Source organism: Caballeronia sp. GAWG2-1, assembly GCF_023631405.1.
Taxonomy (GTDB): domain Bacteria; phylum Pseudomonadota; class Gammaproteobacteria; order Burkholderiales; family Burkholderiaceae; genus Caballeronia.
The window spans coordinates 184,243-205,442 of sequence record NZ_JALQDD010000007.1; the positions used below are offsets into that span (position 1 = coordinate 184,243).

Sequence of the window (21,200 nt, forward strand, 5' to 3'; positions counted from 1 at the left end):
AGGATCGAAGCCATGAAGAAACTTTCCCGTGACGAAATGGCCCGCCGCGTGGCCGCGGGCATTCCCGAAGGCGCGTATGTGAACCTCGGTATCGGCGTGCCGACGCTCGTCGCCAATCATCTCGCGGCGGATCGCGAAATCTTCCTCCATAGCGAAAACGGCCTGCTCGGCATGGGTCCCGCGCCCGCGAAGGGCGAAGAGGACGACGAACTCATCAACGCCGGCAAGCAGCACGTCACGCTGTTGACGGGCGGCGCGTTCTTCCATCACGCCGATTCCTTCGCGATGATGCGCGGCGGCCATCTCGATTTCTGCGTGCTCGGCGCGTTCCAGGTCTCGGCGACGGGCGACCTCGCCAACTGGCACACCGGCGCACCCGATGCGATTCCCGCCGTCGGCGGCGCAATGGACCTGGCCATCGGCGCCAAGCAGGTGTACGTGATGATGGAACTGCTCACGAAGCAAGGCGAGAGCAAGCTCGTGGCCGAGTGTTCTTATCCGGTGACGGGCGTACAGTGCGTGGATCGCGTGTATACGGACCTCGCCGTGTTCGACGTGACGCCGGAAGGCTTTGTCGTGCGCGAGATGGTGGAAGGTCTGTCGTTCGACGAACTGCAAAAGCTGGCCCAGGTGCCGCTGCAATACGTGCCGCTGTCCGAGGCTGCATAAACGCTTCGCCTGAGAGATAACTGGAGTTGACCGATGAAAGAAGCTTTCGTATGTGATGCCATCCGCACGCCGATCGGCCGTTACGGCGGTTCGCTGTCTTCCGTGCGTGCCGACGACCTGGGCGCCGTGCCGCTGCGCGCGCTCGTCGAACGCAACAAGGAAGTGGACTGGGAAGCCGTCGAGGAAGTGATCTACGGCTGCGCGAATCAGGCGGGCGAAGACAATCGCAACGTCGCGCGCATGTCGGCGTTGCTTGCCGGCTTGCCTGTGGGCACGCCCGGTTCGACGGTCAACCGCCTGTGCGGTTCGGGCATGGATGCGGTCGGCATCGCGGCGCGCGCCATCAAGTCGGGCGAGGCGAGCCTTTTGATCGCGGGCGGCGTCGAGAGCATGAGCCGTGCGCCGTTCGTGATGGGCAAGGCGACGAGCGCGTTCTCGCGTCAGGCCGAGATTTACGACACGACCATCGGCTGGCGCTTCGTCAATCCGCTGATGAAGAAGCTCTATGGCGTCGACTCGATGCCCGAAACCGCCGAGAACGTCGCCGACGACTACAAGGTGAGCCGCGCCGATCAGGACGCGTTCGCGTTGCGCAGTCAGCAGAAAGCATCGCGCGCGCAGAAGGACGGCACGCTCGCGCAGGAAATCACGCCGGTCAGCATCGCCCAGAAGAAGGGCGACGCGCTCGTCGTGTCGCAGGACGAGCATCCGCGTGAGACGAGTCTCGAAACGCTCGCGAAGCTGAAGGGCGTGGTGCGTCCGGACGGCTCGGTGACGGCGGGCAACGCGTCGGGCGTGAACGATGGCGCCGTCGCCATGCTGATCGCCGACGAAGAAAGCGCGAAGCGTCATGGCCTCACGCCGCGCGCGCGCATTCTCGGCATCGCGACCGCGGGTGTCGAACCGCGCGTGATGGGTATCGGACCGGCGCCCGCATCGCAGAAGCTGTTGGCGCGCCTTGGCATGACGATCGACCAGTTCGATGTGATCGAACTGAACGAAGCCTTCGCCTCGCAAGGGCTCGCCGTGCTGCGCATGCTCGGCATTGCCGACGACGATCCTCGCGTCAACCCGAACGGCGGTGCGATCGCGCTCGGACATCCGCTCGGCGCGTCCGGCGCGCGGCTCGTGACGACCGCGAGCTATCAGTTGCAGCGCACGGGCGGGCGCTTCGCGCTCTGCACCATGTGCATCGGCGTGGGCCAGGGCATTGCGATGGTCATCGAGCGTGTCTAAGGACATGTTCGCCTCGACCGGTCGTCTCACGGATCTCATCTGCGGCAACGAGGCCGCCAACGCGCTATGGTCGGCGCGCGCGACGGTGCAGGCCATGCTCGATGTCGAAGCGGCGCTCGCGCGTGCGTCGGCGGAGCATGGCGTGGTTCCGGCGAGCGCGGTCGATGCGATCGTCGCCGGGTGCAATGCCGACAACATCGACGCCGGCGCGTTGATGACCGGCGCGGCCGCTGGCGGCAATCTCGCGATTCCGCTCGTCAAGCAATTGACCGCCGTGGTGAAGGCCGGCGACGCCGAGGCCGCGAAGTACGTGCATTGGGGCGCGACGAGTCAGGACATCATCGACACGGGCGTCATGCTGCAACTGCGCGCCGCATTCGAACTGATCGATGCCGATCTGCGCGAACTCGCGGCATCGCTCGCGCAGCAAGCGCAGAAGCATCACGCGACGCCGATGATCGGCCGCACATGGTTGCAACAGGCGCTGCCAATCACGCTCGGTCTCAAGTTCGCGCAATGGCTGGATGCGGTGACGCGTCATCGCGGGCGTCTGTACGAACTGAAATCGCGCGTGTTCGTGCTGCAATTCGGCGGCGCGGCGGGCACGCTGGCGAGTCTGCGCGACAAGGCCTTGCCGGTGGCGCAGTCGCTCGCCGATGAACTTCAGCTCGCCCTGCCCGCGCTGCCTTGGCATACGCAACGCGATCGCATCGCGGAGGCGGCGGCGTTTCTCGGCATGCTCACGGGCACGCTTGGCAAGATCGCGCGCGACATCTCGCTCATGATGCAGACCGAACTCGGCGAACTCGCCGAGCCGGCCGCGGCAGGCAAGGGCGGGTCGTCCACCATGCCGCACAAGCGCAATCCCGTGAGTTGCGCGGCGGTGCTGACTGCCGCGACGCGCGCGCCCAATCTCGTCGCGACGGTTTTCGCGGGCATGGTGCAGGAACACGAACGCGCGCTCGGCGGCTGGCAGGCGGAATGGGAAGCGCTGCCCGATCTCGCGCGGCTTACGGCGGGCGCGTTGTCGAATATCAAGGGCATCGTGCCGGGTCTCGAAGTGAACGTCGCGCGGCTCGCGCGGAATCTCGACGCGACCAACGGTCTCGTGCTCGGCGAAGCGGTCATGCTCGCGCTCGGCGACGCCATCGGCCGGCTGGATGCGCACAAGCTCGTCGAGCAGTCGTCGAAGGCGGCGGTGGCAAGCGGCCAGTCTCTCTTCGAAGTGCTCGCCGCGAACGAAACCGTCACGCAGCATCTTTCGCAACAACAGTTGAAATCCTTGCTCGATCCGGCGAACTACGCCGGTCAGGCACAGGCCTTCGTCGAGGCCGCGCTCGAGCTTCATCGCGCGAACGCGTGAGCGCACAAGATTCAGGAGCGATACAGCATGCCCCTTGCCGCTATCAACGGTACCCGGATTCACTATCGAGTCGATGCCCGCGCGGGCCATGACGCCCCGTGGCTCGTGCTGTCGAATTCGCTCGGCGCCGATGTCTCCATGTGGACGCCGCAAGTCGAAGCGTTCGCCGAGCACTACCGCGTGGTGCGTTACGACACGCGCGGCCACGGCCATTCGGACGCGCCAGCGGGGCCGTACACCATCGATCAGTTGATCAGCGATGTCGTCGGGCTGCTCGATCATCTCGGTATCGAACGCGCGCATTACTGCGGTCTGTCGATGGGCGGACTCACGGGCATCGGGCTCGCCGCGCGTCATCCCGAACGTTTCTCGCGCGTGGTGCTGTCGAACACGGCGGCGCTCATCGGCTCGGATGCGGTGTGGACGCCGCGCGCCGCGAAAGCGCGTGAAGCAGGCGGCATGCCGTCGCTGACCGACGCCGTGATCGCGCGCTGGTTCACTGCGCCGTTCATCGAGCGCGAACAGCTCGTGCTCGCCAACATCCGCGATGTCTTCCGGCATACGGAGGGCGAAGGCTACGCGTCGAATTGCGAAGCGATCCGCGACGCCGACCTGCGCGCCGAAGCGAAGACCATCGCGCTGCCGGTGCTCGTGATCGCAGGCACGCACGATCTGTCGACGACAGCCGAGCAGGGCCGCGAACTGGCGGGTTATATCGAAGGCGCGCGCTACGTCGAACTGGACGCGGCGCATTTGTCGAACATCGAGAAGCGCGACGATTACACGCGCGCCGTGCTCGACTTTCTCGGAGAACAACCATGACTGATGACGAACGTTACGAAGCCGGCATGAAGGTGCGCCGCGCGGTGCTGTCCGATGCGCACGTGGACCGCTCGCTTGCCAACCGCACCGATCTCACCACGGATTTCCAGAACTTCATCACGCGCTATGCGTGGGGCGAAATCTGGACGCGCGATGGCTTGCCGCGTCATACGCGCAGCCTTCTCACCATCGCGATGATGGTCGCGCTCAATCGTGGCGAGGAACTCGCGTTGCATCTGCGCGCCGCGAAGAACAACGGCGTGACGCAGGACGAGATCAAGGAAGTGCTGTTGCAGACGGCCGTGTATTGCGGCGTGCCGGCCGCGAACTCAGCGTTCCATCTGGCGCAGAAGATCTTCGAGGAAGAGGCGCAGAAGAAGTAAGTAGCTTTCCGCCTGTTGCGGCATGTCAAGCCGAGGGCCGTTCATCGCGAACGGCCCTCGGCTTTTCAGAACGCGTAATACGGCCCGTTTCCTGCGGGCGTCGCGCGTCCTTCGAGCGCCGTGAACACGCGTCTACCAAAGAAGAATGGCAAGCCCCAGTCGAAGTATCCGCTCGACGGTCCGGCGAGATTGCTGAACGCAAAATTGCCGCTTGCGATCAACGTGGTCGATTGCGCGACGCTGAACGAGACGTCGGTCGTGATGCCGCTCGTCGAACGCACGGTCGCGCTCAAGGCTTGCGTCGCCGCCGGGCAATACCACGCGCCGCATGTCGTGATGCTCGTCGAAGGGAAGAACAACCCATTCGATCCGCTGTCGATGAAGCTCGTCCCATACTGACTGCCGCCGAAGCTCGTCGACACATAGCCGGAAGACGAACTCGATTTCAACACCGTCGCCGAGCCGAGTAGATTGTTCGCCTGCGAACCGATGCCGAAGGTCATCGTCCCCGTGACCGCGGATGCGCCTGCGGCTGGAATGGCGGGGAGTTCGATCAGCACGCCGTTGTTGTCGGCGGCGAAGTTGGCGACCGGATTGGTCACCTGCTGCGCAACCGGCAAGCTGCTCGCCGTGCAACCGCCGCCCGCGTTGCAGGTGTAGTACCAGCGCGGCATGGCGGAGGCGGCGCAGCCCGCGCCGCAATCGGCGGTGAACGGACCGACGCCGAGAATGCCGTTGCCGCGCAGCTTCGATGCGTCGAGCATCGGCAGGCCGGACTGTGCGCAATCGGCGGGCGCCGTGGGCGTCGATGCATCGGCGATCAACTGCACGGAGGTTGCCCCCGCGACTTGGCCGGCGAGCCGCACATCGGCGGTGCGCACGGCGCCCCATGTGTAGCCCGTGCCAAACACCGAGCATTCGGCGACGAACCCGTTCGAACCGCTTGCCGCGACGAGCGGCAGCGCGATTTGCGAGTTCAGTGCCGACGCCAGCACGCGCAGCCCGTGCGAGCCGGTATCGACCTGGATGTTGTCGATGGTCTGGCAAGTATTCGTGCCCGGCACGCAGATAGTGACGCTCGTCTGCAGCATGTTGCGCGTGCGAGTTGGCGTGCTGGTGACGGTGATGGTCTGCACGTTCGGCGTGGTCGATTGCACGACGGTGGTGGAGTCGGCGCTCGGTGCGGATGCCGCGCTGGCGCTGCTGGCGGCGCTTGCCGCGGCCGGGACGCTTGCCGTGCCCGGCGCGCTGGCCGTCGCGGGCGCGCTGGCTTGTGCAGGTGCCGCGGGTGCCGGCGTGGCGCTGTCGGAAACGCCGCCACCGCCGCATGCGGTCAAGGTCAGTGCGGTGACCATAAGAAGCGTGAGATGCGTGCGAATAGGCATGCGTGCCTCCATCGTCATTGAATATCGGCGGTGGATACGCCAACTGGAAGCGCGCTCACGAGCCATGCGCGGCCACTGAACTCACGCAGCCGCACGTGATTTTCGACGACGAGATCGCCATTCGCGATGCGCGTCGCGTGCAGACCGGCATCGCCCGACGAAGCGTTCGCGCCGTCCTTGAAGCGCTGAAAGTACGCGCCGAGCAGCGCTTCTGTGTCGGGCATGGCCGGTCCGCGCCAGGAGATTGCGTACACGGCGCCGCTGGCCGCGACGTATTCGCGCACGACGATGCCGTTCGCGTCCGTCGTTTCGACGTAATCGAGCAGGCCGTGCGTCGATCGATGCGCGACGACACCTGGCGAAAATACGGCGCTGCGCGCTATCGCGCCGAGTTGCGCTTGTGCAGGCGCGGCCATCGATCCGCCGAGCGCGATGCAGGCCGCCGCGAGGTAATGAGGATTTCTTAGCGTATGTCTTGGCGTAGTCACGTGTTCCTCTCTCAGTTTCACTCAGATAAGTCTTAATTTTGAGAGCGATTCTAGAGGGAAGAAGGGGATGGGCGATACCGTCGCCCGAGGCACTCGAAAGCCGCGAAAAGCCTTCGAAAGACGGGCGTGGTGCCTTGAAAATCAGTACGTTACGAAGCTCGAAAAGCCAAATCGCCTATTTTCGAGACTGTCATAAATTGTCATTTCGAGGCGAAGACGATTTAATGGCTTGGGTGCATCCATGCCTTTTGACCGCAACAAAAGCGCATTCGCTGCCGATGGCGAATTGCCAACAAATCTCGGCGACAAAAAGCATCCAGTTTCCGTGGATCAATATCGCGACGAGCGTGGCGGAAAACGAAACCGGCCTCTTTTTGCCAGAGACACCGCCAGACCGGTAAAATGCTGGGTTGATCCACGGAAGAACCCGTGGCGTTGCGGAAGGACTTTCCAGACATGACAGATTTTCGTGTAACCAGGCGGGTTGCTGCGGTCGTCGCAGTGGCAGGAATCGTGGCGGGTTGCGGCACGTCTTCACCTAACGCGATCAACTACAAGAGCGATCAGCGCTCCAAGCAGGAAACCCTCGCGAATCCGCCGAACCTGCTCGACGAAGCCGTCGATCAGCGTTCGCTGCCGCCACAGGGCGGGCAGACATCCCTTTCCGATCTGCAGCAAGTCCAGAAGGTCGCACCCACCGCGCCCACGGTGGTGCCGCCAATCACGGGCATGCGCATTCAGCGCGATGGCGCCGAGCGCTGGCTCGTCGTCGACGACCGCGCGCCCGATCAGGTCTGGCCGCAGATCCGCCGGTTCTGGCAAGAGCAGGGCTTCTTGCTCGTCGTCGATCAACGCGATAAAGGCGTGATGGAAACCGACTGGAACGAAACGCATCCGCAAATTTCAGATGGCCTGATTCGCGACACGCTCTCCAAGGCCACGGGCAATTCCTATGTCACGGCCGAGCGCAACAAATACCGCACGCGTCTCGAAGCGGCGCCCAACGGCGGCACGTACGTGTTCATCAGCCAGAAGGGCATGCGTGAAGCGTTGACCGGCGTAAACAACGACACGAGCCAGTGGCAGGCGCGTCCGAACGACCCCGCGCTTGAAAACGAATACCTGCGCCGTTTGATGACTTCGCTTACCAACGCGGACACGCGTCAAGCGGGCGGCACGTCTTTGCCGGGCGCGACCGCCGCGGCGGCGAGCGCCAAGGCTGGCGACAAGAAGGCTGCATCGGTTGCCGCGCAGAACGCGGTCAACGCAGGCAACAGCCCCATTCGCAACGAAGCCGTACCCGAAGCCACGACATCGGAACTGACCCTGCCCGAAGCCTACGACCGCGCGTGGCTGCGCGTGGGCATCGCGCTGGATCGGGCGAACTTCACCGTGGACGATCGCGACCGTGGGCGTGGCGTCTACTACGTGCGTTACGTCGATCCGAACGACAAGACATCGGCCGAGCAGGGCTTTTGGAGCCAAGTGTTCCACGGCCGCAAGGAAATGGTCGCGAAGCAATATCAGGTCAACGTGCGCGCGGTCACCGAACAGCAAACACGCGTCGCAATCGTCGACGACAAAGGTCAGCTCGATTCGTCGCCGCAAGCGCGTCAGATCATGGCCTTGTTGGCCGGTCAGATCGGCTGAACATCGCGTTCGCAGCCTTCGGGCTCTCATCGTGTGCAAACCGCCTCGTCATCGAGGCGGTTTTTTTTCGTCAACCTTTCTCGGCGCGACAAGTTAAGCCGATAGCGAAAAAATGGGTCGTGCGATTGAACGCATATGCGAGCGTTCCGCGCTTATTGCGCAGAGGATTCTTTCTATCGCGCTATGTGCGCAAAAGCTTATAGAAAACGACCGAGTGGACAGTACATTACGTCATCGGCGAACACGGTGCAGCGAAGCGCCGATACAGGACAAACGAATAATGGTTCGCGTTCTCGCGAACCCCGATGGCCCCGTCGCCTATCCTCGTAGGGCGACGGTTTTTACCCGCGTTTCATTCGGAACGCGGGTTTTTTCTTTGTGGATCGAAAACGGCAGAGTGCACCGCGCGCGGTTATGCTTCGCGTTCCATCCCAACATTGAAACGAGGAGAACACTTATGTCGGAAGTCGCTGTCGTCGCTATTTTTGTCGCGAAGCCAGGCAAGGAAGAGGAACTCAGGAAAGTGCTCGAAGCGAATGTCGAGCCGACTCGCAAGGAACGCGGCGCGTTGCAATACGACCTGCATCGCGATGTGAAGGAACCGCGCCGCTTCATCTTCGTCGAGCGTTGGGAAAGCGAAGAGGCACTCGCCGAGCACGGCAAGTCCGCGCATATCCAGGCGTTTCGCGCCAAGTCGCCGGAACTGGCCGAGCACGGCGAGGTTCACGTCGCAGGCAAGATTCTCTGAACTGCGGCGTGAATGAACGGCGCGGATGCCGTTGGGTCGTTAGTGCGTTTCGTGCGGGACGTCGAGGATCAGAATGATGGTCCAGTCCGCATCGCCGTCGTGATGATATTGACGCTCGGCCACGATAAACGGTTGCTGCTTGCCCGACGGCCCAAGGAAAAGCACATCGCCTTCCATCGGCAGACATTCGACCGGCGGCAGTGCCAGATAGGCGTCCTTGCTGGCGTTGCGCGGCATCAGTTTCTCGATTTTGCGCGATGCCGCCTCGGTCCATTCGATATCGAGCTGGATATTGCTCATGCTGTCGTTCGCACGGTCAGTGCGCTCCACGGTTGAATCGTTAAAAAGACGATGCGCAATGTAGCACACGCCATGCGCGATTCGTTCGCCACGTTTCAATGAACAAACGGCCCGCAGGCCGTTTGTTCGCAATGCACGTTTCGCGATGAACGACTCAACCTTCGCGGGTCAGATCGCCTCGTAAAGCGGCAGGGTCAAAAATTCGGTGAACTGCGCCGAAGTCGACATCTCTTCGAAGATCTTGGCCGCGCGTTCGTAAGGCTTGGTATCGCTGCCCGCGCCGCCGACCAACTGCTTGACCTTCTCGAGTTCGTCGATGGTGATCTCCCGCACCATCGCTGCCGTGACCTTGCGGCCATCGTCGAGCTTGCCCTTCGGCGAACGAATCCACTGCCACACTTGCGAACGCGAAATCTCGGCGGTCGCGGCATCTTCCATCAGATTATGGATCGGCACGCAGCCATTGCCCGCGAGCCACGAACCGAGATAGTGGATGCCCACGTTCACGTTATTGCGCAAACCGGCTTCGGTGATCGGTTCTTCGGGACGGAAATCGAGCAGATCGTGTGAGCTCACCTGTACGTCGTCACGTTGCTTCGCGATCTGATTCGGCTTGTCGCCGAGCACTTTCACGAATTCTTCCATCGCAATGGGCACGAGTCCCGGATGCGCGACCCAGCCGCCGTCGTAACCGTCGGTGGCATCGCGCGCCTTGTCGGACCGTACGCCGCCCATCGCTTTTTCGTTCGCGGCGGGATCGTTCTTGATCGGAATCAGCGCCGCCATGCCGCCGATAGCCGGCGCATTGCGCTTGTGGCACGTCTTCAGCAATTCGAGCGCATATGCGCGCATGAAGGGCACGGTCATCGTGATCTTCGCGCGATCGGCGAGGCAGAAGTTTGGATCGTTCTTGAACTTCTTGATCGCGGAGAAGATGTAATCCCAGCGGCCTGCGTTCAGGCCGGAGCTATGTTCGCGCAGTTCGTACAGAATCTCGTCCATTTCAAAGGCGGCGAGAATGGTTTCGACCAGCACGGTCGCGCGAATCGTCCCGCGCGCAATGCCCACGCTTTCCTGCGCCGCGATGAAGATGTCGTTCCACAGACGCGCTTCGAGATGGCTCTCCATCTTCGGCAGATAGAAGTAGGGGCCGCTGCCGCGCGCGATCAGTTCCTTCGCGTTGTGATACAGGAACAGCGCGAAGTCGAAGATGCCGCCCGAGACGCGCTCGCCATCGACCGTCACGTGTTTCTCATCCAGATGCCAGCCGCGCGGACGCACGATCAACGTGGCGACCTGGTCGTTGAGCTTGTATGACTTGCCGTTCTGTTCGAGCGAGATGGTGCGGCGCACGGCCTCCATCAGATTGAGCTGGCCGGTGATCTGGTTGTCCCAACTCGGCGCGTTCGAATCCTCGAAGTCGGTCATGTACGAATCCGCGCCGGAGTTGAGCGCGTTGATGATCATCTTGCGCTCGACCGGACCGGTGATCTCCACACGACGGCATTGCAGGTCCTTCGGCAACGGCGCCACTTTCCAGTCGCCTGCGCGAATCGATTCGGTCGATGCGAGGAAGTCGGGACGCTCGCCTGCATCGAGCCGCCGGGTACGGTCGATACGCGCGGCGAGCAGTTCGCGGCGACGCGGCTCGAAACGGCGATGCAGCGATGCAACGAGCGCGAGCGCCTCGGGCGTGAGGACGGTTTCGAAGCCCGGCTTGATCTCGGCCGCGATGCGCATGCCTTCGGGCAACGAGAGCGGATGCGATTGCGATGTCTGCGTCATGTTCAAATCTCCTTGGTCGGTCAGACGGTTTTGCTTGTAGCGGTGAAGCGGTAAATCAGTTGCGCGGCGCCCGGCGCGCACCACGTAAGGGAATGTCCTGTGGCTTGCATCCACCTTCGATGAATTCGATCAGTTCGGCCATGCCGCGTCCCGTTGCACGTGGCGCGAGCCCGAGTTCTTCCACCGGCAAGCCGGCGCGATTGATCCAGAACGTTGTGTAGCCGAACCAGGTCGCGCCCGCGATATCCCAGCCGTTCGACGACACGAACACGATCTCGCGCGCCGCCGCGCCGAAAGCGCGCGTGCCGAGTTCGTACGCGGCGGCGGCGGGCTTGTAGGCGCGCACCGCATCGACGGAAAGCACGTGGTCGAAGAGGCCCGTCATGCCCGCGCTTTTGATGGCGATATCGAGCATCGGCGGATTGCCGTTGGACAGGATCGCGAGGGGAATGCCTGCGCGCTCGCGCCATTGTTTGAGCGCGGTCACGGTATCGGGGAACGCGGACAGGCAGGCGTATTCGTCCATCAGACGCTTCTCGGCGGCGCTGGTGAGGGCATCAGCAAGACCGAGGCGGGCGGCGGCGTGGCGCAGGGCATCGATCGTGATGTCCCAGAACGGCGCGTAATGGCTACCCGACGGATCGGCGAGCGTGCGCAACTGCGTGTATTCGATCTGCTTTTGCCGCCAGAGCTGCGAGAGCGGCTCGCCCTTGCCGGGAAACAGTTGCTCGGCCACCGAGACGACCGAGTGAACGTCGAAGAGCGTGCCGTAGGCGTCGAAAATCACTGCGCGGGGAGATGGGTGTGTCGTTATGGCCGACATAGCCGTGCGCTCCATGTAGAGGTCGGGTTGGATTGTATTGGTGATCGTAGTGAAGGAAAAAGCATCGCCGGATCACTTGATCTTTTACTTTTTAATACCTAATCTGAGCGCGAGTCCCGCATTTGACGAAAAAAACGCATGGATCGATTCAAGCAGATTGAGACGTTCGCGGCCGTCGCGGCAAAAGGCAGCTTGTCGGCGGCGGCGCAGGCGGAAGGCATCGCGCCCGCGGTAATAGGCAGGCGGCTCGACGCGCTGGAAGAACGGCTCGGCGTCAAGCTGCTCGTGCGCACGACGCGCAAGATCACGCTGACGTTCGAAGGCTCGGCGTTCCTCGAAGACTGCCAGCGCATCATCAACGACATGCAGAACGCGGAATCGAGCGTGTCGGCGGGCGGCGTGAAGGCGAGCGGGCATCTGCGCGTGTCGGCGCCGGCGGGCTTCGGGCGGCGTCACGTCGCGCCGCTCGTGCCGAAATTCACGTCGCTGCATCCGGAGGTTTCCGTGAGCCTCGATCTCACCGACCGCATGGTCGATCTCGTCAACGAAGGCTTCGACTGCGCCGTGCGTCTCGGCGAGTTGCCGGATTCGTCGCTCGTGTCGCTCAAACTCGGCGAGAACCGGCGCGTGTGCGTGGCGTCGCCCGACTATCTCGCGAAATTCGGCGAACCCGCGGACCTCGCGGCGCTTGCGCATCACAACTGTCTCGCGCTTGGGGCATCGGCAAATCAGCAGCGCGGCTGGGTGTTTCAGCAAGATGGCAAGGTAGTGACGATCAAAGTCTCCGGCACGATGGAGTGCTCGGACGGCGCCGTGCTGCACGAGTGGTGCATGGAAGGGCGCGGGCTCGCGTGGCGGTCGTGGTGGGAGGTGGGCGACGATATCGGCGCGGGACGCCTCGAGAGCGTGCTCGATGCGTTCGCCGCGCCGCCTATCGGCATTCACGCCGTTTTTCCGCAACGCCGGCACTTGCCGTTGCGCGTGCGTCTCTTTCTCGATCTGCTCAAGCATACGTATAACGCTTCGGGATACTGGGGATGAACCGCCCTTGATCGCGCGTTTGCGGCACTAGAATGAAAACACGCACCGACGCCCGAAGGAGGACGCCATGTTCAAACACATCCTTGTGCCGACGGACGGTTCCGAACTGTCGCAAAAGGCCATCGACGGCGCGATCGACCTCGCGCAATCCGTTGGCGCACGCATCACGGCTTACGCGTGCCTGCCGCAATACCCTTATTCGCCTTTCGCCGATGTCGCCGTCGAACCACCCGACGACTTCCACACGCGCGCCGAACGCGAAGCCCGCGATCATCTGCGCGCCGTCGAACGCGCGGCGATCGCGGCAGGCGTGGCGTGCGACAGCGTGACGAGCATCGACGCGGCGCCGTATATCGGCATCATCGAGGCGGCGGAGGGCAACGGCTGCGACGTGATCCTGATGGCCTCGCACGGCAGACGCGGGCTTGGCAGTCTCCTGATCGGCAGCGAGACACAGCGCGTGCTCACGCATACCAAGATTCCGGTCATCGTCTATCGGTGACAGGTCACGGTGAAATGAAAAACGGCGGCCATGTCGCCACGGCCGCCGTCGGTTTCACTGCGCTCCCTGATTCAGCCTGCCGCTTTTACGCGACCTTTTTGTCGAAGAACTGCTCGTCTTCCGTCGATCCATGCAGCGCGGTCGTCGATGCGTCGCGTTCGACCGTTTGCGTGACGGCATCGAAATAGCCGGTGCCCACTTCGCGTTGATGCTTGACCGCCGTGAAACCCTTGTCGGCGGCAGCGAATTCGGCTTGCTGCAGTTCGACGAAGGCGCTCATCTGCGAGCGGGCGTAGCCGTGCGCGAGGTTGAACATCGAATAGTTCAGCGCGTGGAAACCCGCGAGCGTGATGAACTGGAATTTGTAGCCCATTGCGCCGAGTTCGCGCTGGAACTTGGCGATGGTCGCGTCGTCCAGATTCTTCTTCCAGTTGAACGACGGCGAGCAGTTGTACGAGAGCATCTTGCCCGGGAACTGCTTGTGGATGGCTTCGGCGAATTTCTTCGCGTATTCCAGGTCCGGCTTGCCGGTTTCGCACCATACGAGGTCGGCATACGGCGCGTAGGCGAGGCCGCGCGACACTGCCTGATCCAGCCCCGGACGCGTGCGATAGAAGCCCTCCACGGTGCGCTCGCCGGTCAGGAACGGCTTGTCGTTGTCGTCGATGTCGGACGTGACGAGATCGGCGGCTTCGGCATCCGTGCGCGCAATGACGAGCGTCGGCGTGCCGCAGACGTCGGCGGCAAGACGCGCGGCCGTCAGCTTCGCGACGTTCTCACGCGTGGGCACCAACACCTTGCCGCCCATGTGGCCGCACTTTTTCACCGACGCCAACTGGTCCTCGAAGTGCACGCCCGCTGCGCCGGCTTCGATCATCGCCTTCATCAGTTCGAAGGCGTTGAGCACGCCGCCGAAACCGGCTTCGGCATCCGCGACGATCGGCGCGAAGTAATCGACGTAGCCGGCATCGCCCGGATTCTTGCCTTCGGACCATTGGATCTGATCGGCGCGCGTAAGCGTGTTGTTGATGCGCTTCACGACGAGGGGCACCGAGTTCGCCGGATACAACGACTGATCCGGATACATCTCGCCCGCGACATTGGCATCGCCCGCGACTTGCCAGCCGGACAGGTAGATGGCCTTGAGGCCGGCTTTCACCTGCTGCATCGCCTGATTGCCAGTCAATGCGCCAAGCGCGTTAACGAACGGCTCTTCATGAATCGACGCCCACAGCTTTTCAGCGCCACGCCGCGCGAGCGTGTGCTCGACCGGCACGGAGCCGCGCAGACGCACCACGTCCTCCGCCGAATAGCTGCGCTTGACACCTTTCCAGCGCGAATCCGTTTCCCATTCCTGATGGAGTTGTTGGGCTTGCTGTTGACGTGAGGTCATGGCGTTTCTCCTTGAGATTGAACTGAGTTCCTTGGCGATTTGAGCTTCGTGCGCCGACGTCGGCGGTTTCGTTTGCTCAACTCTTATATAAGAGTCTAGGCAAATTGCCGCGCGCAGCACAGTCCCTGCAGAGAGATTTTCGGATAATAATTTTCGTTAAAATACAATGAGATGTAGCAATATTTTCACGATGCGGAATACGGTTTTCCATCTTGCAATGCCCGACGTTGTGCCGCGCAGCACGTCTTTTGCGACGCAAAAGATCATTGCACATCGTGAAATATGGCGAGCGGACGAAAAAAAACCGACGCGCGAGGCATCGGTTTTTTTTGTGCAATCGGGCAAAGGGCTTTTATAGCCGCTCTGCCCTTTAAGCGATCAAGGCTTAGCTGCCGCGGCGCGGGGCGCGCGGACCATCGCTGCGGCGGGCGAAACCGTCGCGCTGGCCACCGAAACCGCCATCGCGCGAACCGCCACGATAACCGCCTTCGCTGCCGCCGGCGTTGGTGCCGCGATAGCCGCCGCCTTCACCGCGATACCCGCCTTCGCGCGAACCGGTGCTCGGCTTGTTACCGTATCCGCTGGCGTTGGATGCGCCGTACCCACGGCCACCGCCGTTACCGCTGCCGCCATTGCCACCGCCGCTGCCGAAGCGACGACCGCCGCCATTGCCGCCGCCCGGACGACCACGGCCGCCAGCGCCGCCACCGAAACCACCCTTAGGCGGCGACTTGCGCGGCTCGAAGCCGACCACGACGTTCACCGGCAGCGGCGAACGCACGAAGCGCTCGATACGCTTCAGCGCGCCGATTTCAGCGTAATGCACGAGGCTCACCGCGATGCCGCTGCGGCCCGCGCGACCCGTGCGGCCGATACGGTGCACGTAGTCTTCCGCGAACTTCGGCAGATCGTAGTTGAACACGTGCGTGATGCCGGGAATGTCGATACCGCGTGCAGCCACGTCGGTCGCGACCAGCACGCGAACGCGCTTTTCGCGCAGCGCGCGGATCGTGCGATTGCGTGCACCTTGCGGCAGGTCGCCGTGCAATGCGGCGGAATCGAAGCCAGCGTCCGACAGACGGTTGGCGATCAGATCCGCGTCGCTCTTGGTCGCCGTGAAGACGATTGCCTGATCGAGGCCTTCGTCGCGCAGCAGATGGTCGAGCAGACGATCCTTGTGATCGCGGTCATCGACGTAATGCACGTGTTGCGCGATGTTGTCGCGCGCTTCGAGCTTCTGAACGATCTCGATGCGCTCAGGGTCCTTCAACAGACGGCCGGTAAGTGAAGCGATCTTGCCGTCGATGGTGGCCGAGAACAGCAGCGTCTGACGCGAAGCTGGCGTGGCGGCAACGATCGTTTCGATGTCGTCGATGAAGCCCATGTCCAGCATGCGGTCGGCTTCGTCGAGCACGAGCATGTCGAGAGTCGACAGGTCGATACGGCCACGTTCGAGGTGATCGATCAAACGACCCGGCGTAGCGACGAGAATCTCAGGGTTCTTCGCAAGCAGCATCAATTGCTGGCCGTAAGCCACGCCGCCGAGAATGCTGACCGTGCGCAGACGCTTCAGATGACGGCCATAGGTCGTCGCGGCAGCGGAAACCTGCATGGCAAGTTCGCGGGTCGGCGTGAGCACGAGCAGACGCGGGCGCGCGACGGGTTGCTGACGGCGCACCGGCTTGGCGTTCGGGTCACGCGGGGCGCGCGGTTGCTGCGCCTGGAGCTTTTCCATTTGCGCGAATTTTTCGATGGCGGGCAGCATGAACGCGGCCGTCTTGCCCGAACCGGTCGGGCTGGAGACGAGCAGATCGCGGCCGGCGAGCGCTGCGGGAATCGCGCGCTGCTGAACCGGCGTCGGCGACTGATAGCCTGCGGCGGTCAGCGCGGAGACGATGTCGGCGGACAGGCCAAGCGACTCGAACGTCGGGCCTTCGGGTTGTGCCACGGCTTGTACTGCGGGGAGGTCTAGTGCTTGTGCTGCGATGTTGTCCAACGGGCTGGGGGTAATGCTCGAAGTCATGTCGATCCTTGAAACGGGAAATGAGGCGTCGGCGCCAATCGGCATACCCAGGTCGTTGGATTCAGCGAGCGAAGAAACAGCGAGCAAATCGAAAAACGGGGGCCACTCGCACGCATAAGCGGCGAGAATCTTTTTAGAAGCTGTATAGGATACGGCAGACCCGAGGGGCGCTGACGTCAGCCTGATGCATGACGGGCCGATAGATGCGAACAACACAACGCGCTAATACAACACGCAGACGGCCTGGCAGGGAGGGGACAGTTTCTAAACTGGATTGGGGCAAAACGCTACGAAACGCTTTGTTGCTCGGAGGATCACCGATCTTGCTTGGGTCTTTCTCGGGTGATGCAACTTACAGTCAAGCGCTGACCGCTAGTATATCGTAGTTTGTTGCACCGCGCCACATGATGAAGCACCTGCGCGCCAATTTCGGGCATCGAAGCGCGCCGGCATACTTGGTTCGTGAATTAGTCAGCGTCGCCGCGTCTGAGCGAATCGACCAATTCCACGTAACGCCGCTTGGCGTCGTCGGCGGGTGTGCCTTTGAGCGCGGCCCAGGCTTCGTACTTGTACTTGCCGGCGATATCGGTGAAGCCTGGCTTGTCGCCTTGAACGTCGCCGAGACTGCCTTGCTTGAATAGCGCATACAGGCGCAGCAGCGTGAGATTGCCGGGGCGCTCGGTCAACTGCGTGACATCATTCTGCGCCTGGGCGAATTGCTGATCGATCTCGGTCATGCGCGTTTCTCCTGCGAGTCTTTGGGCTGCCGATCTTAGCAAGCGCATTCTCCCGAATGGGTCGAGGTTTTCTTCGAACCGAGCGAAGCCTCCAGAGCCCACGCATCGCCGAAACGCGTCGCGCCGATTCAGATGGCGCGAAAGCGTCGCGGGTCCCGCATTACAATACCGGCTATGACACGCACCGTTCTGCTCGCCCTCGATACCTCGACGGAGTTCTGCTCCGTTGCGCTCTTGCTCGCCAATTCTTCTTCTCCTTCCGATACCGTCGCCCCGCAATACGCACACGACGATCTACGCGTCTGGTATCGCCACGAGGCGACGGGCGCGGTATCCAGCACGCGGCTGCTGCCTGCGGTGCGCGAGTTGTGCGAGGACGCTGGCGTCACGCTTGCCGAATGTTCGGCGATCGCGTTCGGCGCGGGTCCGGGCTCCTTCACGGGATTGCGCACCGCGACAGGCGTCGCGCAGGGTTTGGCGTTCGGCTTGAACGTGCCGGTCGTGCCCGTGAACACGCTCTTCGCATGCGCACAAGCGGCGCGCCTGCACGACGCAGCGCTGCCAGCGCGCGTGCTCGTCGCACTCGATGCACGCATGGACGAAGTCTACTGGGCCGACTTCGAGTTCGACGATGCAACGGGCGCATGGCGCACGCTGCATCCCGCATCGCTCGATGCACCGGCGGCCGTACCGCTTCCCGATGTCCCCTTTGCGCTCGCGGGCAACGCCGCAACGGCTTTTGGCGAACGTTTTCCCGCGCTTGCAGCCGCGACGGTCGTCGATCGTCATGCCTTGCCGCACGCGCTTCCCGTCGCGCTGATCGCGTTTCGCGAATGGCGCGCGGGACGGGCGATTGCACCTGAACTGGCCGCGCCCGACTATATCCGCGACAAGGTGGCGCAAACGACGGCGGAGCGCATGCAGGCGCGCGCCGCATCGGGCGAGGGGGCGCTGCGGTGAGCGGCGTGCTGCTGGCGGACCGGTATCTGACGCCGATGACCGAGGCCGATCTCGACGAAGTCGCCGCCGTCGAAAAGATGGCGTACGAGTTTCCGTGGAGCCGCGGCAATTTTCAGGACTCGTTGCGCAATGGTTATTACGGCGTGTGCTTGCGGCATGTGACGGGCACGCTCATCGGCTATTGCGTGCTGATGCCGGTCGTCGATGAAATGCATCTGCTCAACCTGTGCGTCGCGCCGAGTGCGCAGCGCGCTGGAGCGGGGCTCACGCTGTTGCGCGAGGCGGTGCGCATCACGCGTACGGAAAAGCTCGAAGGCGTGTTGCTCGAAGTGCGGCCGTCGAACCCGCGTGCCATTCAGCTTTACGAGCGCTTTGGCTTCGTGGCCATTGGGCGCCGGAAAAATTATTATCCCGCGCGGCACCGTTCGCGCGAGGACGCAATCGTCATGCGTCTGTCGTTTCCGAAGGAGAGTGCGCATGGCGCTCGATGATCTGCTTGTGGAAGAACTCGGCTTCGGGCCGGTGTGGGTGCGGCGGCGGGTGAGCGACGCGGGTGGCGCGTCTTCGGCTTCCTTGACGTTGCCATCGGAAGTTGCAGTCGAGGCGCGGCTTTCGCGTTCGTCGCGTGGCGAAGTGGCAAGTCCGGATGCGGACGAGGCGGCATCGTTGGCTTCGAAAACATCGGAGGCGCGGTTGACGCCTCTTCCGGCGGCCAATCCACGCGACGCATCAGCGGCGCGTCGGGGAGATGTGGCGAGCCCAACTTCGCGCGATTCGCTGCCGAATCAAGCGCCTGAGGGTCTTGCGCAAGACGCATCGCCTGATGCCTTGGCCCACCAACCGCGCTTACGCGAAGCCGGAGCCGAAGCCGAAGCCGAAGCCGTCACTCGCGCCGATCGCGAACCGGCACGCGCCGCACGCGAACCAAGCCCGCCTCAAGACCACGAAGCCCCTTTCGAAGCCTACGACGATCTCCCGTGGACCGACGATGCGCCGTTTTACGCACCGTCGCCCGCCGCAGCCGACGCCCCGAGCGACATCCATACGCTCGATTGGGACACGCTCGCCGCGCGCGTTGCCGATTGCGAACGTTGCCGCCTGTGCGAGCGCCGCACCAACACGGTGTTCGGCGTCGGCGACCGCGAAGCGGATTGGCTGCTCGTCGGCGAGGCGCCCGGCGAGAACGAGGACAAGGAAGGCGAACCGTTCGTCGGCCAGGCCGGCAAGCTGCTCGACAACATGCTGCGCGCGCTCGAACTGTCGCGCGAGTCGAACGTCTTCATCACCAACGTGTTGAAGTGCCGTCCGCCCGGCAATCGCAATCCGGAACCCGAGGAAGTCGCGCGCTGCGAGCCTTATTTGCAACGTCAGGTCGAGCTCGTCAAGCCGAAGATCATCGTCGCGCTCGGGCGCTTTGCGGCGCAGAGTCTTCTCAAGACGGACGGAAGCATCGCGTCGATGCGCGGCCGCGTGCATGAATATCGCGGCGTGCCGGTGGTGGTCACGTATCACCCCGCGTATCTGCTGCGCAGCCTGCCCGACAAGGCCAAGGCCTGGGCGGATCTGTGCCTCGCGCGCGGCACGTACCGGGATGCGCTCGCCGCGCTCGGCGTCGAGGCGGGCGCGCAGGAAGGACGAAAGGGCGGCCGCTGATGTCGGCGCCATCGCCGGATTTCGCGCGCATCGTCGATGGTTTCGGCGACACGACGGTGCGGGATCTGGCGTGGCTGCTACTCTCGCCGGACTTGCTCGACGAGCATCATGCGGGCGCGCGGCTCGCTCATCCCTTCGACTCGGAAGCAATGCGGCGAACGACGCTCGCGTGGCTCGCCGAACTCGATGCCGCGCCCGACGCGCTCCACACCCACACGCGCAACCCAAAGAGCACGCGGCTCGGCATCTATGCGGAAAGCCTGCTGGAATTCTTCCTGGCGCACGGGCCGGCGGCGCGCCTGATCGCCGCGAACGTGCAGATACGGCGCCAGCGTCGCACCATCGGCGAATGCGATTTTCTGCTCGAAACGGCGGACGGCGCGCGGCTGCATTGGGAACTCGCGGTGAAGTTTTATCTGCATATCGGCAAACCTGTCGCGCAAAGCGGTGGCGAGATCGACGCGTCGTCCGGCGCGCGTCTGCCGGATCGCTTCGTCGGTGAACACGCCGCGCCAGGCGGTGGCGAGATCGACGCGCCGTCCGGTGCGCGTCTGCCGGATCGCTTCGTCGGTGAACGCGCCGCGCCAGGCGGTGGCGAGATCGACGCGCCGTCCGGTGCGCGTCTGCCGGATCGCATCGTCGGTGAACGCGCCGCGCAAAACGGCGACGCTGACGCCGCGTCGCCAAGTTCACGACTCTCCGACTACGTGGGACCGAACTTGCAGGATCGCTTCGATCTGAAACATGCGCGCTTGCTGACGCATCAGTCCACGCTGACGGCGCGCCCTGAGTTCATCGCGCTGGGTTACGAAGGACCGTGGGAGCCGCGCTTGTTCATCAAGGGGCGTCTCTTTTATCGTGATGAAGGCGTCGCGAGCGCGCCTGAGATCGGCGAGCAGCATTTGCGCGGCTGGTGGATGACGGCATCCGACTGGCGCGAGAAGCGTGGCACGGCAAGCAATGCCCACGATGAGCGCGCGTGGATCGTGCAGCCACGACTCGCGTGGCTGGCTTCGCGGCGGCTCCGCGCAGACGATGCGAACGCGTTGTTGGCCGAGGCATCGGTGATTCATGCGCGTCTGCAAGAGATTGCCATGCCGACGATGATCGCGGCTTATCGACGCGATGAAGCGGGCAACTGGAGCGAGGAATCGCGCGGCTTCATCGTGCCGGACGACTGGCCGGAGCGCGCGCGGATCTTTGCGGCGGCGCGGTTATAGAGCGTTCAGGCGCGCGCCG

General features: G+C 63.3%; 22 protein-coding genes. 14 read left to right on the top strand and 8 right to left on the bottom strand.

Annotated features, from left to right (window positions below; translation table 11 throughout):
* Nucleotides 1–12 precede the first annotated feature (12 nt).
* From NCR98_RS05735 to pcaC, 5 genes are read left to right on the top strand one after another with little or no spacing between them, the layout of a single operon-like run.
* Complete coding sequence (locus NCR98_RS05735) at nucleotides 13–669, top strand: 3-oxoacid CoA-transferase subunit B (RefSeq protein WP_250525725.1); 657 nt, start codon at nucleotides 13–15, stop codon at nucleotides 667–669.
* Nucleotides 670–702: 33 nt separating this feature from the next.
* Nucleotides 703–1,905, top strand: coding sequence for a 3-oxoadipyl-CoA thiolase (gene pcaF / locus NCR98_RS05740; protein WP_250525726.1), 1,203 nt, complete (start codon nucleotides 703–705; stop codon nucleotides 1,903–1,905).
* Between the two features lie 4 nt (nucleotides 1,906–1,909).
* Nucleotides 1,910–3,268, top strand: coding sequence for a 3-carboxy-cis,cis-muconate cycloisomerase (locus NCR98_RS05745; RefSeq protein WP_250525727.1), 1,359 nt, complete (start codon nucleotides 1,910–1,912; stop codon nucleotides 3,266–3,268).
* Nucleotides 3,269–3,295: 27 nt separating this feature from the next.
* Nucleotides 3,296–4,090 carry a 3-oxoadipate enol-lactonase gene (gene pcaD / locus NCR98_RS05750; protein ID WP_250525728.1) on the top strand — a complete coding sequence of 265 codons (795 nt, stop codon included), beginning with the start codon at nucleotides 3,296–3,298 and terminating at the stop codon, nucleotides 4,088–4,090.
* Nucleotides 4,087–4,473 (top strand): 4-carboxymuconolactone decarboxylase, encoded by a 387-nt coding sequence (gene pcaC, locus NCR98_RS05755; protein ID WP_244827721.1) that lies wholly within the window; start codon nucleotides 4,087–4,089, stop codon nucleotides 4,471–4,473. Before pcaD ends, pcaC begins: the two co-directional genes overlap by 4 nt.
* A gap of 65 nt (nucleotides 4,474–4,538) precedes the next feature.
* On the opposite strand, the gene NCR98_RS05760 is transcribed toward pcaC, so the two are convergent.
* Both NCR98_RS05760 and NCR98_RS05765 read right to left on the bottom strand, forming a co-directional pair.
* Complete coding sequence (locus tag NCR98_RS05760) at nucleotides 4,539–5,858, bottom strand: DUF3443 domain-containing protein (RefSeq protein ID WP_250525729.1); 1,320 nt, start codon at nucleotides 5,856–5,858, stop codon at nucleotides 4,539–4,541.
* 14 nt (nucleotides 5,859–5,872) lie between these two features.
* Complete coding sequence (locus NCR98_RS05765) at nucleotides 5,873–6,346, bottom strand: DUF2844 domain-containing protein (protein WP_244827723.1); 474 nt, start codon at nucleotides 6,344–6,346, stop codon at nucleotides 5,873–5,875.
* A 134-nt stretch (nucleotides 6,347–6,480) separates the two neighbouring features.
* On the opposite strand from NCR98_RS05765, the gene NCR98_RS05770 reads away from it, so the two are divergent.
* The 3 genes from NCR98_RS05770 to NCR98_RS05780 all read left to right on the top strand — a co-directional run bounded on the left by NCR98_RS05770 (nucleotide 6,481) and on the right by NCR98_RS05780 (nucleotide 8,744).
* The gene (locus NCR98_RS05770; RefSeq protein ID WP_250525730.1) at nucleotides 6,481–6,747 is read left to right on the top strand and encodes a hypothetical protein; all 267 of its coding nucleotides are present in this window, start codon (nucleotides 6,481–6,483) and stop codon (nucleotides 6,745–6,747) included.
* Between the two features lie 55 nt (nucleotides 6,748–6,802).
* Nucleotides 6,803–7,996, top strand: coding sequence for an NlpB/DapX family lipoprotein (gene bamC, locus NCR98_RS05775; protein WP_250508909.1), 1,194 nt, complete (start codon nucleotides 6,803–6,805; stop codon nucleotides 7,994–7,996).
* Between the two features lie 457 nt (nucleotides 7,997–8,453).
* The gene (locus NCR98_RS05780; RefSeq protein WP_244827725.1) at nucleotides 8,454–8,744 is read left to right on the top strand and encodes a putative quinol monooxygenase; all 291 of its coding nucleotides are present in this window, start codon (nucleotides 8,454–8,456) and stop codon (nucleotides 8,742–8,744) included.
* A 39-nt stretch (nucleotides 8,745–8,783) separates the two neighbouring features.
* Here the strand turns inward: NCR98_RS05780 and NCR98_RS05785 are convergent, their stop codons facing one another.
* From NCR98_RS05785 to NCR98_RS05795, 3 genes are all read right to left on the bottom strand, one after another.
* A complete protein-coding gene (locus NCR98_RS05785; protein ID WP_244828011.1) occupies nucleotides 8,784–9,044 on the bottom strand; it encodes a DNA-binding protein in 261 nt (86 codons plus the stop codon).
* A gap of 168 nt (nucleotides 9,045–9,212) precedes the next feature.
* Nucleotides 9,213–10,829, bottom strand: a complete 1,617-nt coding sequence (gene aceB, locus NCR98_RS05790; RefSeq protein WP_250464451.1) for a malate synthase A — start codon at nucleotides 10,827–10,829, stop codon at nucleotides 9,213–9,215.
* A 55-nt stretch (nucleotides 10,830–10,884) separates the two neighbouring features.
* Nucleotides 10,885–11,652, bottom strand: a complete 768-nt coding sequence (locus NCR98_RS05795; RefSeq protein ID WP_244827727.1) for a haloacid dehalogenase type II — start codon at nucleotides 11,650–11,652, stop codon at nucleotides 10,885–10,887.
* Nucleotides 11,653–11,790: 138 nt separating this feature from the next.
* On the opposite strand from NCR98_RS05795, the gene NCR98_RS05800 reads away from it, so the two are divergent.
* Entirely contained in the window at nucleotides 11,791–12,693 is a 903-nt protein-coding gene (locus NCR98_RS05800; RefSeq protein ID WP_250525731.1) for a LysR family transcriptional regulator, read from the top strand.
* A 67-nt stretch (nucleotides 12,694–12,760) separates the two neighbouring features.
* Nucleotides 12,761–13,195 carry a universal stress protein gene (locus NCR98_RS05805; RefSeq protein WP_244827729.1) on the top strand — a complete coding sequence of 145 codons (435 nt, stop codon included), beginning with the start codon at nucleotides 12,761–12,763 and terminating at the stop codon, nucleotides 13,193–13,195.
* 85 nt (nucleotides 13,196–13,280) lie between these two features.
* Here the strand turns inward: NCR98_RS05805 and aceA are convergent, their stop codons facing one another.
* From aceA to NCR98_RS05820, 3 genes are all read right to left on the bottom strand, one after another.
* Entirely contained in the window at nucleotides 13,281–14,588 is a 1,308-nt protein-coding gene (aceA, locus tag NCR98_RS05810; protein ID WP_244827730.1) for an isocitrate lyase, read from the bottom strand.
* A gap of 385 nt (nucleotides 14,589–14,973) precedes the next feature.
* On the bottom strand, nucleotides 14,974–16,611 hold the full coding sequence (locus NCR98_RS05815; RefSeq protein WP_250525732.1) for a DEAD/DEAH box helicase: 1,638 nt from the start codon (nucleotides 16,609–16,611) through the stop codon (nucleotides 14,974–14,976).
* A gap of 467 nt (nucleotides 16,612–17,078) precedes the next feature.
* A complete protein-coding gene (locus NCR98_RS05820) occupies nucleotides 17,079–17,348 on the bottom strand; it encodes an acyl-CoA-binding protein (RefSeq protein WP_244827732.1) in 270 nt (89 codons plus the stop codon).
* A gap of 174 nt (nucleotides 17,349–17,522) precedes the next feature.
* Between NCR98_RS05820 and tsaB the strand changes: the two genes are divergently transcribed.
* The 4 genes from tsaB to NCR98_RS05840 are packed head-to-tail and all read left to right on the top strand — an operon-like array spanning nucleotide 17,523 to nucleotide 21,181.
* Nucleotides 17,523–18,308: a tRNA (adenosine(37)-N6)-threonylcarbamoyltransferase complex dimerization subunit type 1 TsaB gene (tsaB, locus tag NCR98_RS05825; RefSeq protein ID WP_250525733.1), complete on the top strand. Its 786-nt coding sequence runs from the start codon at nucleotides 17,523–17,525 to the stop codon at nucleotides 18,306–18,308.
* Nucleotides 18,305–18,799 (top strand): ribosomal protein S18-alanine N-acetyltransferase, encoded by a 495-nt coding sequence (gene rimI, locus NCR98_RS05830; RefSeq protein WP_244827734.1) that lies wholly within the window; start codon nucleotides 18,305–18,307, stop codon nucleotides 18,797–18,799. Before tsaB ends, rimI begins: the two co-directional genes overlap by 4 nt.
* Nucleotides 18,786–19,961 (top strand): uracil-DNA glycosylase family protein, encoded by a 1,176-nt coding sequence (locus NCR98_RS05835; RefSeq protein ID WP_250525734.1) that lies wholly within the window; start codon nucleotides 18,786–18,788, stop codon nucleotides 19,959–19,961. The genes rimI and NCR98_RS05835 overlap by 14 nt, the downstream gene beginning before the upstream one ends.
* Nucleotides 19,961–21,181 (top strand): DUF1853 family protein, encoded by a 1,221-nt coding sequence (locus NCR98_RS05840; RefSeq protein WP_250525735.1) that lies wholly within the window; start codon nucleotides 19,961–19,963, stop codon nucleotides 21,179–21,181. Before NCR98_RS05835 ends, NCR98_RS05840 begins: the two co-directional genes overlap by 1 nt.
* Nucleotides 21,182–21,200 lie beyond the last annotated feature (19 nt).

Excerpts from the sequence above, each read along its gene's own strand:
- aceB (WP_250464451.1), bottom strand. The coding sequence starts at position 10,829 with ATGACGCAGACATCGCAATCGCATCCGCTCTCGTTGCCCGAAGGCATG.
- NCR98_RS05745 (WP_250525727.1), top strand. The coding sequence starts at position 1,910 with ATGTTCGCCTCGACCGGTCGTCTCACGGATCTCATCTGCGGCAACGAG.
- NCR98_RS05820 (WP_244827732.1), bottom strand. The coding sequence starts at position 17,348 with ATGACCGAGATCGATCAGCAATTCGCCCAGGCGCAGAATGATGTCACG.
- pcaF (WP_250525726.1), top strand. The coding sequence starts at position 703 with ATGAAAGAAGCTTTCGTATGTGATGCCATCCGCACGCCGATCGGCCGT.
- NCR98_RS05760 (WP_250525729.1), bottom strand. The coding sequence starts at position 5,858 with ATGCCTATTCGCACGCATCTCACGCTTCTTATGGTCACCGCACTGACC.
- pcaC (WP_244827721.1), top strand. The coding sequence starts at position 4,087 with ATGACTGATGACGAACGTTACGAAGCCGGCATGAAGGTGCGCCGCGCG.
- NCR98_RS05815 (WP_250525732.1), bottom strand. The coding sequence starts at position 16,611 with ATGACTTCGAGCATTACCCCCAGCCCGTTGGACAACATCGCAGCACAA.
- NCR98_RS05780 (WP_244827725.1), top strand. The coding sequence starts at position 8,454 with ATGTCGGAAGTCGCTGTCGTCGCTATTTTTGTCGCGAAGCCAGGCAAG.
- NCR98_RS05840 (WP_250525735.1), top strand. The coding sequence starts at position 19,961 with ATGTCGGCGCCATCGCCGGATTTCGCGCGCATCGTCGATGGTTTCGGC.
- pcaD (WP_250525728.1), top strand. The coding sequence starts at position 3,296 with ATGCCCCTTGCCGCTATCAACGGTACCCGGATTCACTATCGAGTCGAT.
- bamC (WP_250508909.1), top strand. The coding sequence starts at position 6,803 with ATGACAGATTTTCGTGTAACCAGGCGGGTTGCTGCGGTCGTCGCAGTG.
- NCR98_RS05835 (WP_250525734.1), top strand. The coding sequence starts at position 18,786 with ATGGCGCTCGATGATCTGCTTGTGGAAGAACTCGGCTTCGGGCCGGTG.
- aceA (WP_244827730.1), bottom strand. The coding sequence starts at position 14,588 with ATGACCTCACGTCAACAGCAAGCCCAACAACTCCATCAGGAATGGGAA.
- NCR98_RS05785 (WP_244828011.1), bottom strand. The coding sequence starts at position 9,044 with ATGAGCAATATCCAGCTCGATATCGAATGGACCGAGGCGGCATCGCGC.
- NCR98_RS05795 (WP_244827727.1), bottom strand. The coding sequence starts at position 11,652 with ATGTCGGCCATAACGACACACCCATCTCCCCGCGCAGTGATTTTCGAC.
- tsaB (WP_250525733.1), top strand. The coding sequence starts at position 17,523 with ATGACACGCACCGTTCTGCTCGCCCTCGATACCTCGACGGAGTTCTGC.
- NCR98_RS05735 (WP_250525725.1), top strand. The coding sequence starts at position 13 with ATGAAGAAACTTTCCCGTGACGAAATGGCCCGCCGCGTGGCCGCGGGC.
- NCR98_RS05805 (WP_244827729.1), top strand. The coding sequence starts at position 12,761 with ATGTTCAAACACATCCTTGTGCCGACGGACGGTTCCGAACTGTCGCAA.
- NCR98_RS05800 (WP_250525731.1), top strand. The coding sequence starts at position 11,791 with ATGGATCGATTCAAGCAGATTGAGACGTTCGCGGCCGTCGCGGCAAAA.